The sequence below is a fragment of the Chryseobacterium proteolyticum genome (assembly GCF_046591535.1).
Classification (GTDB): domain Bacteria; phylum Bacteroidota; class Bacteroidia; order Flavobacteriales; family Weeksellaceae; genus Chryseobacterium; species Chryseobacterium proteolyticum.
The window spans coordinates 326,766-342,617 of record NZ_JBJLWK010000002.1 but is presented as its reverse complement, the minus strand read 5'-3'; the positions used below and the strand labels follow the sequence as shown (position 1 = coordinate 342,617).

Here is a 15,852-nt window from a genome sequence, read left to right as displayed (position 1 = left end):
TTCTTCCAGGCCTTGAACGTTAAATTTTCTAGTATTGTATGCAGATAAAAGATATTGTAAAAAAAGTAAAACAAATAGAGATCCGTACCCGAAAGAAGACGGAGGCTACTTTGATGGGACAATATCACAGTGCTTTTAAAGGGCAGGGGATGACCTTCTCAGAAGTCCGGCCTTATCAGTTTGGAGATGAGATCAGAAGAATTGACTGGAATAAAACAGCCCGTTTCCGTGAGCCTTTTGTAAAAGTGATGGAAGAGGAGCGGGAACTTACTATGATGATTTTGGTCGATATTTCAGCTTCCATGGATTATGGGACAAAAATCCAGTTAAAGAGAGAATATGTGGCGGAAATCGCTGCCAGTCTGGGTTTCTCAGCGGCCGGAAATAATGATAAGGTAGGCCTGATCCTGTTTGCCGATAAAGTATACAAAGTCATTCCGCCGCAAAAAGGAAGAAAGCATATCCTTTCTATTATCAGTAATATTTTAACCGCAGATTATATTCCTGCAGTTTCAAAAATAGATAAAGCTCTGGAATATATGATGGGCATTTTCAAGAGGAAATCGTTAGTGTTTCTTTTTTCTGATTTTGAAGATGCTTATGATTCTAAAATGCTTAGGGTGACCTCTAAAAAACACCAGTTGTTAGGAATGAGGATTTACGATGAAAAAGATAACGAGATCCCGGATGTGGGCTATGCATTATTTTATGATTCTGAAACAGGGAAGCAGGTTTGGGCCAATACTTCAAATGCAAGATGGAGATATACTTTTGCTGAAGCCCAGAAACAGAAAGTAAGAGCCATAGAAGAGGATTTTGCCAATAGTTCTGCCAGTTTTATGAATGTAGCTGCAGGTGAGGATTATTCAAAACTATTGTATAATTATTTTCAAAAGAAATAATTGAATTAAAGGGGCTTACAGCCAAAATTGAATTGAAATTGAAAAAAATACTTTTTATATTATGTTCTCTCATCTGTGTTAATGCTTTTTCACAGATACTTTCTTCGCACCTCGAAAAACAGACACTGGCTTTGGGAGAGGTTAATCACTTTGTGATTAAAATTGATAATCTCAATAATCAGCCGGTAGGTGCAGCTCCTAAAAATGAGCTCCTGCCTTTTCATTTTGAAGAGGTGAAGGATAGCATCCGAACGAATGCAAATACTTATGAAAGAAAGATAGAATTTGCGGTTTTTGAGGAGGGAAAATTTACTATTCCGGTATTGGAATTTAAAGTGGGAGATAAAATCCTAAAGACCATTCCCTATGAAATAGATGTTATTAATACGGCTCAAAAAGGAGATCAGATTAATGATATCATGAAGAATAAGGAAGTAAAACTGGAAACCAGGGATTACTGGGAGCTCTATAAATGGTATATACTGGCTGCTTTGGCATTAATTGCATTGATTATTGCGATTATTATGTACCTTAAATGGGGCAGGAAGTCAAAAAGTGAGCCGGTTGTAGCAACAAACCAAACGTTGAAAGAGCTGGATTCGCTTAAAAAGAAAAAATATATCGAAGAAGGCAATTACCGTTCTTTTTATGTAGAACTTATTGATATTTCCAGGAAGTTTATTACCAAACAATATCATTTACCAGCTGATGTATTACTTACGGATGATCTGGTGAATCTTATGAAACAGAATAATACCATATCTCTGGAAAATGAAAAGATAGTGGAAGAGGTATTTTTCAGAGGAGATCTGGTGAAATTTGCTAAAACATTCCCCGATCAGAAGACCATGGAAAGGGATCTTGCAGATATCAGAGAATTTGTAAAAAGATCTTCCAAAGATCTTGAATTTGAAAACTTAAGAAAGGATGTTTAATTTCGAGTTTTATAGTCCGTGGTTTTTGCTGCTTTTTCTGTTGTTTATTCCCCTTTTATTCAGGGATGTGAGCAAACAGAAGAAAAAAGGTATAAAAGTACCTACTGTAAAAAATATGGATAACAGCGGTGGTATTCTTGCTGTGCTTTTTTTACTTAAGATTTCAAAATATATCATACTTTCGGCACTTATTATTGCGATGGCAAGGCCAAGGACCTTTACGATTTCACAGGATAGAGATGATACAAAGGGAATTGATATTATGATGTCCGTAGATGTGTCTTTAAGTATGCTTGCTAAAGATTTGACTCCCGATCGTCTAACGGCACTGAAAGATATTGCTGTAAAATTTGTTGAAAAAAGACCTAATGACAGATTAGGGCTGGTTACCTATTCGGGAGAGGCATTTACTAAAGTTCCTGTAACTTCTGATCATCAGGTGGTCATTGATGAATTGAAAAATCTCAATCCATTGGAGCTTCAACCCGGAACTGCTATCGGTGAAGGGCTTTCCGTAGCGGTGAATCACTTAAAAAACAGTAAGGCAAAGAGTAAGATTATTATTCTTATGACAGATGGTGTGAATACGATCGAAAATGCTATGCCTACACAAGTTGGTGCCGAACTGGCTAAGAATAATAACATTAAGGTCTATTGTATAGGAATTGGAACGAATGGATATGCACTGATGCCTACTCAAACCGATATTTTCGGAGATCTTGTATTTACCGAAACTGAGGTGAAGATAGATGAACCTGTTTTAAGGGAAATTGCTCAGACTACGGGAGGAAAATATTTCAGGGCTACATCAAACAGCAGTCTTGAAGAAGTATATGATGAAATCAACCAATTGGAAAAATCTGATGTAAAGGTTTCCAAACTGTATAATTACCAGGAGTATTTTAAAATATTTCTTTGGATCGCTTTGGGAATGCTTGTTATGGATGCATTGTTAAGATGGGTGTTTTATAAATTTTTGAGCTGATGGATTGGTATTTAGGAAATTATTGGTTTTTGTTGTTGCTGTTGCTTTTGCCGCTGCTCGGATTTTTATTGGTTCGCTATCTTAAATGGAAGAATAAAAGGAAAATCATCTTTGCAGACAATAAGTTTCATGAGGAGCTTTTCGAAAAAAAAATCAGGCTTTACAAAGATTTTCCCGACGCTGTACCTATTAGGAACATTATTTTTAATCTTTGCGATCATCGATTTATTAAATGGTTCTGAGGAAATCAAGACCAATCAGAAATTGAATAATGTCATTTTTGTTTTGGATGTTTCCAATTCGATGAATGCGGAAGACATTAATCCTAACCGCTTGACTGAAGCAAAAAACCTCATGATCAATACCATGCAAAAAATGAGAAGCGATAAAGTGGGGATTGTAATTTTTGCAGGCGAAGCTACTTCCATTATGCCTCTGACCACAGATTATACTTCTGCTGAAACCTATATTAACGCTATTGAAACGAGTTCTATGCAAATCCAGGGAACGGATTTCCTGAAAGCCATGCAGGCAGCCGTGAATAAGTTTAAAAATGTAAGTAAGGGAGCCCGTAAGATTGTTTTACTAAGTGACGGGGAAGACAACGAAGGAAATGATAACGCTGCGATAAAGCTTGCCAATAAGGAAGGGATTATGGTAACATCCGTGGGGATCGGATCCGACGAAGGAGCTCCTGTTCCGGAATATGTTTTCGGACAATTGATGGGATATAAATCCGACAGGACCGGAGAAACTGTTATTTCAAAAAGACAGACCGGCGCTTTGAAAAAAATGGCTGAATCTACCGGTGGATCATATATTGACGGAAATAACGTTAATGAAGCTCCGGACAGGATTATTGATGCGCTGAATAAAAAAAATGTCATCATCAGAAACCCTTGTGAAATCGCAAAACGCCAATCACTACTATCAGTACTTTTTAGGGGTATCTATATTGTTTTTTTTCTTAATTTACATTTTTAATCCAAAGAGAGATTTTAATGTTTAATTTTCTCCATTTTTTCCAGTATTTTTAAAAGATACTTTAACCGAATTTTAACAAATAAAAGCCTGTTTATTAACATATAAAGGAATAATTTTGCATATGATGAATACTAAAATCATTTTTTTATCGTTTATAATTGCTTTTCTCACATCAAATTCCCTGTTTGCTCAGGAAAATTACAGAACATTGGTGTATGAGGGCAATCAGAAATTCAACGGTAAAAATTATGATGGAGCATCTTCTAAATACATGGAGGCTATAAAATCCAATGATAAAGATTTTACGGCCCATTATAATTTAGGCAATGCGTTGTATAAAAGTAAAAAATATGAAGAGGCAAGGGTTGAATTTGAAAAAGCACAAAAGCTCTCTCAAACCTTGCCGGATAAAGCAGCGGCTCTTTATAATTTAGGGAACACTTATATGCAGACAAACCAGCCGGATAAGGCAGCAGAATTGTATAAGCAATCCTTAAAACAGGACCCCTATAACGAAGCTACTCGAAAAAATTATGAAATTGCGAAGTTGAAGGAAAAAGAAAGCCAGGAAAAGAAGAATCAACAGAATAAATCTGGAAAAGGCGGTGGCGGCAAAGACCAACAACAAAATGATGATCAGAAAGGTAATCCAAAAGATCAAAAGCAAGACCAAGGTAAAGGCCAGCAAAATAAGGGAGAAAGCCAGCAGGGAAATAACCCTGACCAGAAGAAGAATAATGAAGGCAAAATGCCCAAAAATCTTGAAAACGCAATATTAAATAAAGTAAGCGAAAAAGAAAAAGAAACCGCCAGAAGAATTTTAAATAAAGATTCTTATTCGATGCCCGAAAGCAACGAGAAAGATTGGTGATGCAACATAAACTGATTTACATAATATTTCTATTGACTTCCGTAATTTCTTACGGACAGGTTAATATTTCCGTAACTCCTGATAAAACGGATTATAGCAGCAAGGATATTGTAAATCTAACCATCGTTCTTGAATTGAACGGGAGTGAATATAACCAGCAGACTCCACTGCGTTTACCCGACTTATCCAAATTCAATATGGTGGGGAGCGGATCTGTTAGCAGTGGCTATATGGATCCCGAAACCAATACGGTTATTACACAATACGTGACCCGGGTAGCTTTGGAGCCTAAACAAAAAGGGAAAGTAAAAATCGGTTCCGTACTGGTTACCATCAACAATAAAATCTATAAAACCGAACCGTTCGATATTTTTGTAAGGGATGTGGAGAAAAAGTCCGTAGCCAGCGCTTCAAATGACGTATATCTTAATATGGAAATTGAAGACAGGGAAGTATATCAGGATCAGCCCACCATTGCTGTATTAAAGGTTTATTCCAGAAATATTGATAATTTCAGAAGGGTAAAAAATATTCGTCTTCCCAACCAGGGAAACATCAATGTTCACGCAATTAATTTCAACAGATCTGAAATTGATCCTTCTGACTATGGAAATATGGCTTCACAGGTTTTAGCCATGTTTATGATATTCCCTAATGAAGCAGGATATGTGGAAGTTCCTTCTGTTTCAGCCTCATTAAGCAGCTATGCCAATAAAAATAAAATACTTTCCAATAAAGTAAAACTTAATGTAAAAAGATTGCCTGAAGGTTCACCGGAATGCTTTAAAAATGCAGTAGGAAACTTTAACGTGAGTGTTTTTAATGCAACTAAAGAAAAAGTTGAAGTTAAAAAACCGTTGAATGTGATCATAAAGGTTTCAGGAGAAGGGAATTTAACGGATATGAGTTTACCTACGATTGCGGAATCTCCGGACTATGAAGTTTTTAAGCCTAAGATTACAACTAAGGTAGTTCCCGGATTAGCAGGGATTAAAGGTGAAATTCTGGCAAATTATGTTGTTATTCCTAAGAAAGCAGGACCCATTTCAATTAAAACGGAACAGTTTGCATTCTTTAATCCGACAAGTAAAGAATATGTAGACCTGGGACAGGAAACATTATCGGTAAACGCTTTCTCCCATGACCAGATCATGGAAGCCCGATCTACGGTTGAAAGAGTAAATGAGTACACAAACAGTCTTTTAGAAACGGTAAATACACCAGTTCTTAAGACGACAACGTTTAAAGTTAAAGAAAAGAATAAGTTTCACTGGAACATTCTTTTAACGAACATTGCTATTCTTCTTACTTTGTTTGTTCTATATCTGTTATTCAAGACTTGGCAAAAAAAGCGTAAATTGATTAAAGAAACTGTAGCTGTAAAACCTCTGGGATCTGTAGCGGAAACAGAAAAGGAGATACGACAAAGGCTTAAAACTGATGTTAATGATTATTTCAGTTATCTGGAAAATCTTAAAGACAGTGAAGACTACCAGAAATTCTTTCAGACGGTTGATGAACTGGATGCAGAAGTAAGGAAAGAGTATTTCCAGGGCTCTTCAAAAGATTTTGTGAGTTTCCTTGAAAGCTATAAAGGGGTGGCTGTTGCTGAAGAATACAGAACTTTATCACAAAAGATCCAGATAGAAAAGTTCTCTCCTGTGAAATCATCAGAAGGAATGGATGAGCTGTTGATCGCTATTGTTAATTTGTATTCAAAGATTAGCAAATAGTTATTTATTTTTCATATTTTTGCGAAATTATTAAATACGAAAGATGGAAATTTTTGATCAGTTTTCTTTGAAAGAAGTTCTAACCTGTTTTATGGTTCTTTTTGCTGTTATTGATATTATCGGGTCGGTTCCTATTGTTGTAAGTCTTCAACAGAAATTCGGACAGATTGAAGCGGGAAGGGCATCAATTACAGCAGGGATTATCATGATGGTTTTTTTATTTGTAGGAAATAAAATCCTCAAATTCATTGGAGTGGATGTTAACTCCTTTGCCATTGCCGGGGCATTTGTCATTTTCATTATTGCTATAGAAATGATTCTGGGAATTGAAATCAATAAAACAACGGAGGCCAAGTCAGCATCTATTGTTCCTATCGCTTTTCCTCTTGTTGCAGGAGCAGGAACATTAACGACGACTTTATCCTTGAGAGCTGAATTTCATGATATTAATATTATCTGTGGAATAATTCTCAATACAATTTTCGTATATTTGGTGCTGAAATCAGCTAAGTGGCTGGAGAAGAAAATGGGAGAAGCTACATTAGCTGTTCTACAGAAAGTTTTCGGTATTATCCTTTTAGCTATTTCAATTAAATTATTTACCGCTAACTTTGCCCAATTGGTGCAAAACTATTTTAATTTTTAAGAATTATGCAGAAGTTTTATAAAGTATTTTTAATACTATTTATCGTTTTCATCGCAATTAATCTTTACGCGTTGGACTGGCAGTCAGAAGTTTTGTCTGAAGATAACCTGAAGTTTGTTTTTTCAATTGCTTCCGCGGTGATCGGACTCATTTTACTTTTCGTATTGAATACCTGGAGTAAGATAGGAGTAAAGAAATAATCTTTTTTAAATAATATAAAAACCACTTTCAATAAAATTCGAAAGTGGTTTTTTATTTCCTATATTTTATGGATTGTGCTGAAGCTTATTTTTCCTGATTTACTAAAGTAAATATGGGCTTTAAAATTAAAGGTGAATACTGTATTGCATAACCAGCTAATAATACGATCATTAGAAATACAATAGCTTTTGTAATTTTATTACTTCTTTTTAACATCATTTTGTTTTTTTTTTTGTTTTATTAGTCACATCAGATCTCAGGATAATAGCAAAGCCTTATCTTAAGTACATATGTTAGTTCAATCAGTTATGGATATAGTTTGAACTACATTTTTTGAATTTTAGTAAAATTTGCGAAAGTGAGGAAAGGTATTAATGAAATAAGAGCATCAGGGATCTTCCTCCTATGATAATAGATAGATTTTTTCATTCATTTGTTTTATGCAAAATTACAAAAAAATAAATGAATCGTATTTTATTTGTTGATTATCAAATGTTTATATTGTTGTTTGTAGATGTTTTATTAGGAAAATTTCCAATAAATCATATAATTGAATATTAGTTTTTAATTTAACCTAGCAATTACACAATAATTTATTTAATTTTCAAAAACTTTTGATCTCTTAGTAAGCGATTACTTAATGTATTCGTTTTTAACCCTTGATCAACATAGGATTTATGGGTAGGTCCTAAAGAAAAGTATCTGGTAGTAGCCTTCAGGATAGGGTGGCTTTCGTCTTGGTTTTATACGAACTGTTGTTCTTGTTATAAGCAACAACAAAGAGCGCCATATTCTTATTTGTGTGAAGGTTCGGATTTAAGAAATCATCAGATTTTTTAAAACAGCTTCAGATTTTAATTCTGTTTCCTGCCATTCTTTTTCAGGATTGCTTTGTGCCGTAATTCCACCCCCTACAAATAAATGCACTGAGTTACTATAAAGTTTTGCACATCTTAAATTCACAAAATACTGTATGGTTTCTTCAGTCTCGATTTTGATATACCCGGCATAAAATTCACGGGGGAATTTTTCATATTCTTCGATCTTTTCCCTGCAGAAGTCTTTAGGGATTCCACAAACGGCAGGAGTAGGATGCAGCTCTTTAATGATATGGTCTACATCTTCAGGTTTGATCTTTGCTTTAAAATCCGTTCTGAGATGTTTAATATTTCCTGAAATATGATCATATGTTGCAGATCTTTCTATATGACCCAATATGGCATACTTCTCAAAAATATCCTGAATATAGTTTGAAACCGGTTTTTGTTCCTCAATTTCTTTTTCGGACCAGGTTTCAGACACCGGTAGTGTGCCTGCCAGGCTCATCGTTTCAAAAGTATGGGTAGTTTTATCAAACTTTCCTAATACCTCTGAAAAAGCTCCCATCCAGGAATTCTCTCCATTCACAAAAACATATCTGAAAGCATTGGGATAAGCATTGCATAGATTTTTAAAACTTTCCTTTACATTGATTTCAGAAAAGTTTTTAATAATTTTTCTTCTCGAAAGAACAATTTTTGGGAGATGGTTTTCTCTGATTACTTTAATGACTTTGTCCAGTTTATCCAGATACTCGTCTTTAGTTTCGCCAGTATAACCATCGGGATCGCTGGGTAAAGAAAATTCTGTGATTGTACGATTATGAAAATCTTCTGCTTTGACTTCGATGATATCACCAATAAAACGGAGATGACCTGAGTTATGAAATGGATAAACGGTTACTGAATTCTTTAAAGATTCTTTATTGGTGGTATATAGCTTTTCGTTAAAAGGAAATTTGAAGTAAATCATGATTCTGCTGCTTTTAGAAAAATGCCTAGAAAAAATAAAAATGCTAAGCTGCTTTTCCGTTATGCAAAGGTATTGTTAGTCTTAGAAACGTCAAAATCAATTGGATTGTTTTTTGAAATTCTTGCGCTATATCATAAAAAAGACTCAAATATACTTGAGCCTTTGTTTTTTTATTGGTAATGAAATTACCGGTTGATGATGTTATTGGTCATTGTGGTGTGGTTGATCAGTTGTCCTTTTTCGTCACGGATCTCAATTTCAGAAACATGCATTGTTTTTCCTTTTCTTATGAAACGTGCCGTACCGGTAATAATTCCATCTTTTTTGCTTCTTAAGTGGTTGGAGTTGATGTTGGTACCGACACCATAGTATTTCTCACCATCGATAAAAATATTGGACAGGCTTGAACCCAACGTTTCCGCTAATACACAACTTGCTCCGCCGTGGAGAATTCCAAATGGCTGATGTACTCTGGGTAAAACCGGCATTGTTGCCGTAAGGACTTCGTTTTCCTGATCAATATCGATAAATTTTATTTCAAGTGCTTTTGCTAAGGTTTCTTCACCCCAGTTGTTAAGAAAGTTCAATAACTCCTCTTTGGTCATATCTTTCATATAGCGGTAATTATTTTATGATTGTGCTCCATTTTCTGCTCCCATGATATTGGGATTCCAGTTGGCAGGAACTTTCGGGACAATATCATTTTTTATATAATAATTCTGGATCTCATCCATAATTTCTGAAAAAGGAGCCGAAGCAATTCTTTCATAAGGGATCGTATATCCGAGATAAATAATCTTCCTTTTAAAATCCCCGGCAGCCAGAACAATAGGAACTTTTGCAGCTAAAGCCATATGGTAAAAACCTTTTCTCCATTTCGGAACCCAACTTCTGGTTCCCTCGGGAGTAATAACCAAACTGAAATCTTCCTTTGCAAATTGCTTGGCAACAAAATTAACAAGATCATTTTTCTGACTTCTGTCGATACCAATTCCTCCCAGACCTTTCACGATTCCGCCATACCATCCTTTGGTATGAGCATCTTTAATGATTATCTTCAATGGCTTTTCCAAAGACCAATAAGCAAAATTTCCTAAAATGTATTCCATGTTATGGGTATGAGGTGCCACTACAAGAATACACCTGTTAAGGCTGTTGACGTCGCCCTGAAGCACGACTTTCCAACCCATCAGTTTCAACATTATTTTGCCGATTAGTTTTTTCATAGATTTCGTATTAAAACAGAAAAAGTATAACCAAAAGGTTATACTTTACAAATATATTGAAATATTATCGCTCTTAAAATAAACCGCTGATTAAATCTACGATTTTCATTATAATTTCTAATGCTACTTGTACCATGGTTGAGGTTTTTTTAATTGATTTGGTTATGAATTAAATAACTATACGAAGGTATGACAATTTTTTAACATAAAGAACTAATAAATAATATTTTTTGTCACTTTTGAGAGAAGAAGAGTGTGAATTTCAAACTGTTGTCTTCCATTCACACCTTCTGCCACTCTCTGCAGTTTATTATTTGGTTTTTATGGAAATTTCGTCTTTTCCATCCTTGATCTGGATGTCTACTTTACCTTTTTTCTTGATGTCAGATTTTACGGAATCCATTATCTTTTCTGCTTTTGAGTTTGGAACTTTTTTTTCCGTTGATAATGATGCTATCCTTATCATTGGAGTTGTACTCTATAGTAGAACCATTAACGGAGATCTTATTTTTCTCGATTCTGATATTTGCCTGATCATCATCAGAATTTTCATCATCGTCATCTATTCCGTCACCGTTCAGGTCCCCGTCGAAATTAATTCCGTCTTTTTTGATTGGAAGTACCACTACATTCTGTGGAACCACAAGTTCATAATCTACATTATAATCTCTGAAACGATGTTCGTATGGATATTTAATATAATTAGGCAGTATTACCTTATTATTTATTACTTCTACAGGAACACTCACATTTAATGGAATATTATATCCCTTTGCTTCTTTTTTAATGATTAAATAAGGTGTTTTTATATCCGCTTTTCTTGTTACGTCAACGTGGATCCAGTCTTTTTGGAAAACGTTTACTTTATCTGAATAAAGGTCATCATCATATCCCAGGAAGTTTTGTGGAATAACGATTTGCTTCATATCTACATAAACACTGTCTGATGTCGTATTGATAGATACCTCTTCGGTGTCTTCTTTGTGGCCTTTTAGAAACATGTCCTTTCTTGCCATGCTCACTCCGAAATAAGTAGATAATGCGATCAATCCAAGGAATAATGCTCCCAAAACCCAACCCGTATTTCTTAATTTTGTTTTAGGCGAAATTAATTTGATACTTAATAAGGCAAATAACAGGGCAGGAATTAAACTTCCTAAAATGATCATGGCCATAATGGTATACTTCATTCCGTCATTGTCGAAATAGAAATTCATTTCGTTAATAGGAGGGAAATCATTAGTTCCCATAAATCCGAAGACTACAAATACTCCGATCAGACAAGAAAAAGAGATCAGTGCGAAGATTCCTCCGAGAACATATCTCACTACGTTCCATATCCCGCTTCCTGCATTATTAATGTAAGGTTTGTTTTCGATGTATATTTCTCCGACTCTCTGAGTAGATTCGTTGGCAAATTGTACCAGCTTATTCGATTCATTTTTAAGATTGTCGAAGTTCATAGGCTTTCCCTTCATTTTCAAAAAATCTGCAGCGGTTTCTGCTTTGGGAAGTACGATCCACAGAATAATATAAAGTAGTGCAATAAGTGAAGAGGATATAGCAGCTGTAAATATACCCAGGATAAATACTCCAAGCCAGATTGCTCTCATGGCAGTAATATCCATTCCTACATAATGGGCCAGACCTGCACACACACCGGCAATCTTTTGTCTTTCAGGATCACGGAATAATTGTCTTTTGTCTGAATATTCTGCACCTGAGTGGCTTGTTCTTTTAGAGTTTTTCTCTGAATAATATGCTTCTTCCTGTTCTTCGATTTTTTCCGGTGTTCCGATTTGTGCAATTACTCCTTCTACATCAGTATCGTTGATAACTTCTCTTTTTCCTAATGAATCTCTGAAGATTTCAACCATTCTTATTTCTATGTCATGCATTACCTCATCTGCTTCTGAAGCATCCAGAGAGCTTCTTAGGGCATTAAGGTAATCGCTTAGCTTTATGTATGCGTGTTCCTCTATTGTAAAAGAAAAACCTGCGAGTCCTATTGAGAGTGTCTTGTTCATAGCTTTGTTTTTTAATTTTTTTGAGTGATTTGGTTTACTGAATCTGTTAATTCGTTCCAGGTATTGAGAAGTTCACCTAAAAACAACTTTCCTTTTTCTGTAATCTGGTAGTATTTTCTCGGTGGGCCTCCTGTTGATTCTTCCCATCTGTAAGAGAGAAACTCACCATTTTTTAATCTTGTTAAAAGAGGGTAGAGTGTGCCTTCTACTACATCCAGTTTTCCTTTTTTTAGTTCATCTATAAGGTCGGAAACATACATTTCACGATGATTGATAAGACTTAAAATACAGAATTCCAGAATCCCTTTTCGCATTTGCGCTTTGGTATTTTCAGTATTCATCTTAATAAGGTTTTAATTAGTTATATTTAGAATCCGGTTCCTAGCTAGTTGAACCTATTCTTATTTTACATTACAAAGATATGTAATTAAAATGGTATTATGCAATACAAAGTAGTGAAATTTTTATTTATTTTTATTTAATTAACTGATTTTCAATTAAATAAATTTTATCTATTTTTTTAAGAAAATCAAAATCAATTAAAATAGAAGATAAATGATGGTCATTCTGAACGCTATTCTTATTTTTGTTATGGAAATTTCAGTCATCTGTATACTGAGCAAAAAAAAATAATTTTGAATAGTTCTGTAATCTTGATCATCTTTATTGTTTTAGGATCTTTTTGCTCCGGTCAGCAGCATTTTGAAATTAAAGATGGATCCTTATTGTATAATGCGGAGATCACTGTTCAGGATTGTGATGCTGATAAATGTAGTGGAAATGGTACAATTGTACTGAAAGATAAAAGGACCTCCCGGACTTTGCAGGAGTTCACGTCTGATGATCTTTATTTTTACCTTGGTAAGGATCAACAACCTAGTGTTAATGTTATTCAGCTTTATGATGAACAGAGCCCGCTGATATTTAAAGATTTTAATTTTGACGGTTTTGAAGACATTGCTATCCGAAATGGTAATGAAAGCAGTTATGGTGGTCCTTCCTATGACGTATATGTCTATAATACGACAAGAAAGCAATTCGTGATCAGTGAGGAATTAACTGATCTTGCCCGCGAAAATCTGGGAATGTTTCAGACAGATCCAAAAAGGAAAAGACTCATAACATTTTCTAAATCCGGTTGTTGCTGGCATTTAACCACAGAATACAGGGTGCTGCCCGGAAAAGGGCTTGATAAGGTCTTTGAACTGGAAGAAGATGCCATGAATGGTGAATCTGTAAAAGTAACCCGACGTGAAAAGATTAAAAATAAATGGATCATAAAAACAAAGAGATATCCAATCAAAGAATATTATAAAGAATAGGAAACATGAAAATACAAAAGGAAATTGATTTTATTCTTGCTGTAGATGCATTAAAAAATGTACAGAGAAGGAATTATAATGCGGATGATTCAAGAAGAGAAAATACTGCTGAACACTCATGGCAGATCATTATTTTAGCACAGGTACTTTTCCCCTATGCTAAAAACAGGGCTGATATCGATCTGTTAAGGGTGATACGGATGCTTTCTATCCACGATCTGGTAGAAATAGAAGCTGGAGATACATTTTTATTTGATGAAAAAGCCATGGTGGGCAAATTTGAAAGAGAAAAATTGTCTGCCCAGAAAATTTTCGGGATTCTTGATGAACCTTTGCGTTCGGAATTCTTTAATTTGTGGCTGGAATTTGAAGAAGAACAGACCCCTGATGCTATTTTTGCCTGTGCAATAGACAGGATCATGCCGTTTATTCTGAATTCGCATACTTCAGGAAAAAGCTGGACAGAAGCTAAGGTAACAGAAAGCCAGATCAGGAATATGCTGGAAAATGCGATCAGCCGGGCTTCTGATGAAATGGGAGAAGCATTCCAGTTTTTACTAAGTAAAAGTTTAGAAACAGAAAAAGTTTTAAGATAAATAAAAACGCAAGCCTTCGGCTTGCGTTTTTTTCTGATTATAGTATCTGTACAGGCTTTTTAAATTCGTCTATAGCTACGAAAGTGAAATCTCCTACAATAGCTCTTTCTCTTTCATACGAATACATCTGTTCTGTATAAATTTCTACGTTTACCTTCATACTGGTAGTCCCGACATGGGAAACTGTTCCTATTAATTCTACAATAGTTCCTGCAGGAATAGGCTTTTTAAAATCAATTTTGTCGCTGCTTACAGTTACCACTCGTTTTCTTGCAAAGCGGGTAGCGGTAATAAATGCCACTTCATCCATCAATTGCATCGCTGTACCACCAAAAAGGGTATCGTAATGATTGGTTGTGTTGGGGAAAACCGCTTTAAAGATTCTGGTTTCAGATGCTTGAATTCTTTCTTCTGTAGTCATATTTCATTATTAAATTAAAGCGGGATGAAATTATTGAAATAAACAGAATAATCCAGGAATTAGTATATTCCTGAAAACATCCATCAGATCAATAAACTTCAGGCCGCGAAAGTTTCTTGTTCAAAGAAAAGGCAGGTCTCCTGACTTGTAACATCTTTAATCCCTTCCCATGCATGGCACAGTGGATCCTACATAAAGACTTTTGTTACTTACAGTTGCGCGACAGCTCGTGATTTTCACACGATTCCCTTTTAATCTGCGTTAGGCAGAACCCATTCCTGTGATGAATAAGTGGTAAGACTTTTTCAAGTGCAAAAATAAGGATAATACAGAGAAGTAAGGTGAATTATTCCGGATTTTTAAAAATAATCTGATGAGCCACCCGGCCCTGTCTGATTGTCCAGAGTGTGGTATACCTGTTTTCACCCGATCCGTTCACCATATAAAGGAAAATATTATCATTATCAATAGCAGCTACACTGATGTTATTGAAATCCATAGTAGGCTGGAACATATTTTTGATGGCTTCTCTCACAAAGACAGAGCCACGCCCCACCTGCTGTACCCGGATCGATTTGATTTCGGTCATCCCTTCCGGAAGTTCTTTGCTTATTCCCCAGGGTTTAACTTTATCAATGGTTAATATCGTTCCATCCGTATCTTTTTCCTGTTTACGGTAGCTGGCATTAGAAGGATAAATATCGATGATTACTTTACTCCTTTGAGCGGTAGGTATTTTGGGATTATTATTATCTGTGAAAATGAGTGATCTTCCGTTTTTGGATTTGGAAGGTGTATATTGAGGCAACTGATCAATAAAGGCTACACGGTCTTTATTCACCATACCTTCCTTATCAAGATTTTCATATCTCACAAAAGGCTTTTCAGTATCCTGCTTATCGGGATATTTGATCCATAGCCATTCTGTTTCTCCGGGAGCCGGTTTTACATAAAGAAAAACATCCCCTTTACGCATTCTGATTTTGTCTACAATTTTTCTGTAATTATCCTTTGCCACCCGTACATTGGCATAGCCTTCTTCTGCTTTTACAACTCCAAAAGGAATTTTTTGCTGCCCTTTTAGGAAGGCTAATGAAAATAAACTGAAGGCAGATAAATAGAATGCTTTGTTTACGGAAATCATCATGAAAAATTTTTGATACTTCAAATATATAAATTAAAAGCATTTCGGAACATAATTATAGCTTCTTA

General features: G+C 35.2%; 16 protein-coding genes, 1 pseudogene and 1 riboswitch. Of the genes and pseudogenes, 10 read left to right on the top strand and 7 right to left on the bottom strand.

What is annotated here, in order from left to right; translation table 11 throughout:
• Positions 1–38 precede the first annotated feature (38 nt).
• The 8 genes and pseudogenes from ACJ5H0_RS07475 to ACJ5H0_RS07440 all read left to right on the top strand — a co-directional run bounded on the left by ACJ5H0_RS07475 (position 39) and on the right by ACJ5H0_RS07440 (position 7,256).
• The gene (locus tag ACJ5H0_RS07475) at positions 39–902 is read left to right on the top strand and encodes a DUF58 domain-containing protein (protein ID WP_411248504.1); all 864 of its coding nucleotides are present in this window, start codon (positions 39–41) and stop codon (positions 900–902) included.
• Between the two features lie 38 nt (positions 903–940).
• Positions 941–1,837: a BatD family protein gene (locus tag ACJ5H0_RS07470; RefSeq protein ID WP_411248502.1), complete on the top strand. Its 897-nt coding sequence runs from the start codon at positions 941–943 to the stop codon at positions 1,835–1,837.
• A complete protein-coding gene (locus ACJ5H0_RS07465) occupies positions 1,830–2,822 on the top strand; it encodes a VWA domain-containing protein (protein WP_172279543.1) in 993 nt (330 codons plus the stop codon). The genes ACJ5H0_RS07470 and ACJ5H0_RS07465 overlap by 8 nt, the downstream gene beginning before the upstream one ends.
• A pseudogene (locus ACJ5H0_RS07460) lies at positions 2,822–3,831 on the top strand (vWA domain-containing protein). Before ACJ5H0_RS07465 ends, ACJ5H0_RS07460 begins: the two are co-directional and overlap by 1 nt.
• 96 nt (positions 3,832–3,927) lie before the next feature.
• On the top strand, positions 3,928–4,677 hold the full coding sequence (locus ACJ5H0_RS07455; RefSeq protein WP_411248500.1) for a tetratricopeptide repeat protein: 750 nt from the start codon (positions 3,928–3,930) through the stop codon (positions 4,675–4,677).
• Positions 4,677–6,410 carry a BatD family protein gene (locus ACJ5H0_RS07450; RefSeq protein WP_411248498.1) on the top strand — a complete coding sequence of 578 codons (1,734 nt, stop codon included), beginning with the start codon at positions 4,677–4,679 and terminating at the stop codon, positions 6,408–6,410. The genes ACJ5H0_RS07455 and ACJ5H0_RS07450 overlap by 1 nt, the downstream gene beginning before the upstream one ends.
• Before the next feature lie 43 nt (positions 6,411–6,453).
• Complete coding sequence (locus tag ACJ5H0_RS07445; protein ID WP_172279537.1) at positions 6,454–7,056, top strand: MarC family protein; 603 nt, start codon at positions 6,454–6,456, stop codon at positions 7,054–7,056.
• 5 nt (positions 7,057–7,061) lie between these two features.
• On the top strand, positions 7,062–7,256 hold the full coding sequence (locus ACJ5H0_RS07440) for a hypothetical protein (RefSeq protein WP_172279535.1): 195 nt from the start codon (positions 7,062–7,064) through the stop codon (positions 7,254–7,256).
• A gap of 817 nt (positions 7,257–8,073) precedes the next feature.
• Here the strand turns inward: ACJ5H0_RS07440 and ACJ5H0_RS07435 are convergent.
• The 5 genes from ACJ5H0_RS07435 to ACJ5H0_RS07415 form a co-directional block, all read right to left on the bottom strand.
• The gene (locus tag ACJ5H0_RS07435) at positions 8,074–9,048 is read right to left on the bottom strand and encodes a chorismate-binding protein (RefSeq protein ID WP_411248496.1); all 975 of its coding nucleotides are present in this window, start codon (positions 9,046–9,048) and stop codon (positions 8,074–8,076) included.
• Positions 9,049–9,233: 185 nt separating this feature from the next.
• Positions 9,234–9,662 carry a PaaI family thioesterase gene (locus tag ACJ5H0_RS07430; RefSeq protein ID WP_172279531.1) on the bottom strand — a complete coding sequence of 143 codons (429 nt, stop codon included), beginning with the start codon at positions 9,660–9,662 and terminating at the stop codon, positions 9,234–9,236.
• Positions 9,663–9,677: 15 nt separating this feature from the next.
• Complete coding sequence (locus ACJ5H0_RS07425) at positions 9,678–10,274, bottom strand: 1-acyl-sn-glycerol-3-phosphate acyltransferase (protein WP_411248493.1); 597 nt, start codon at positions 10,272–10,274, stop codon at positions 9,678–9,680.
• A 383-nt stretch (positions 10,275–10,657) separates the two neighbouring features.
• Complete coding sequence (locus ACJ5H0_RS07420; protein WP_411248491.1) at positions 10,658–12,301, bottom strand: PspC domain-containing protein; 1,644 nt, start codon at positions 12,299–12,301, stop codon at positions 10,658–10,660.
• An 11-nt stretch (positions 12,302–12,312) separates the two neighbouring features.
• Positions 12,313–12,642, bottom strand: a complete 330-nt coding sequence (locus ACJ5H0_RS07415) for a PadR family transcriptional regulator (RefSeq protein ID WP_089027279.1) — start codon at positions 12,640–12,642, stop codon at positions 12,313–12,315.
• Positions 12,643–12,936: 294 nt separating this feature from the next.
• On the opposite strand from ACJ5H0_RS07415, the gene ACJ5H0_RS07410 reads away from it, so the two are divergent.
• Positions 12,937–13,623 carry an XAC2610-related protein gene (locus ACJ5H0_RS07410; protein WP_411248489.1) on the top strand — a complete coding sequence of 229 codons (687 nt, stop codon included), beginning with the start codon at positions 12,937–12,939 and terminating at the stop codon, positions 13,621–13,623.
• Positions 13,624–13,628: 5 nt separating this feature from the next.
• Entirely contained in the window at positions 13,629–14,219 is a 591-nt protein-coding gene (locus tag ACJ5H0_RS07405; protein WP_273648639.1) for an HD domain-containing protein, read from the top strand.
• Between the two features lie 37 nt (positions 14,220–14,256).
• Here ACJ5H0_RS07405 and ACJ5H0_RS07400 read toward each other — a convergent pair whose 3' ends face one another.
• Both ACJ5H0_RS07400 and ACJ5H0_RS07395 read right to left on the bottom strand, forming a co-directional pair.
• Complete coding sequence (locus tag ACJ5H0_RS07400; protein ID WP_089027276.1) at positions 14,257–14,640, bottom strand: acyl-CoA thioesterase; 384 nt, start codon at positions 14,638–14,640, stop codon at positions 14,257–14,259.
• Between the two features lie 113 nt (positions 14,641–14,753).
• Positions 14,754–14,931, bottom strand: a riboswitch (cobalamin riboswitch).
• 55 nt (positions 14,932–14,986) lie between these two features.
• The gene (locus ACJ5H0_RS07395; RefSeq protein WP_411248487.1) at positions 14,987–15,787 is read right to left on the bottom strand and encodes a hypothetical protein; all 801 of its coding nucleotides are present in this window, start codon (positions 15,785–15,787) and stop codon (positions 14,987–14,989) included.
• Positions 15,788–15,852: the final 65 nt, after the last annotated feature.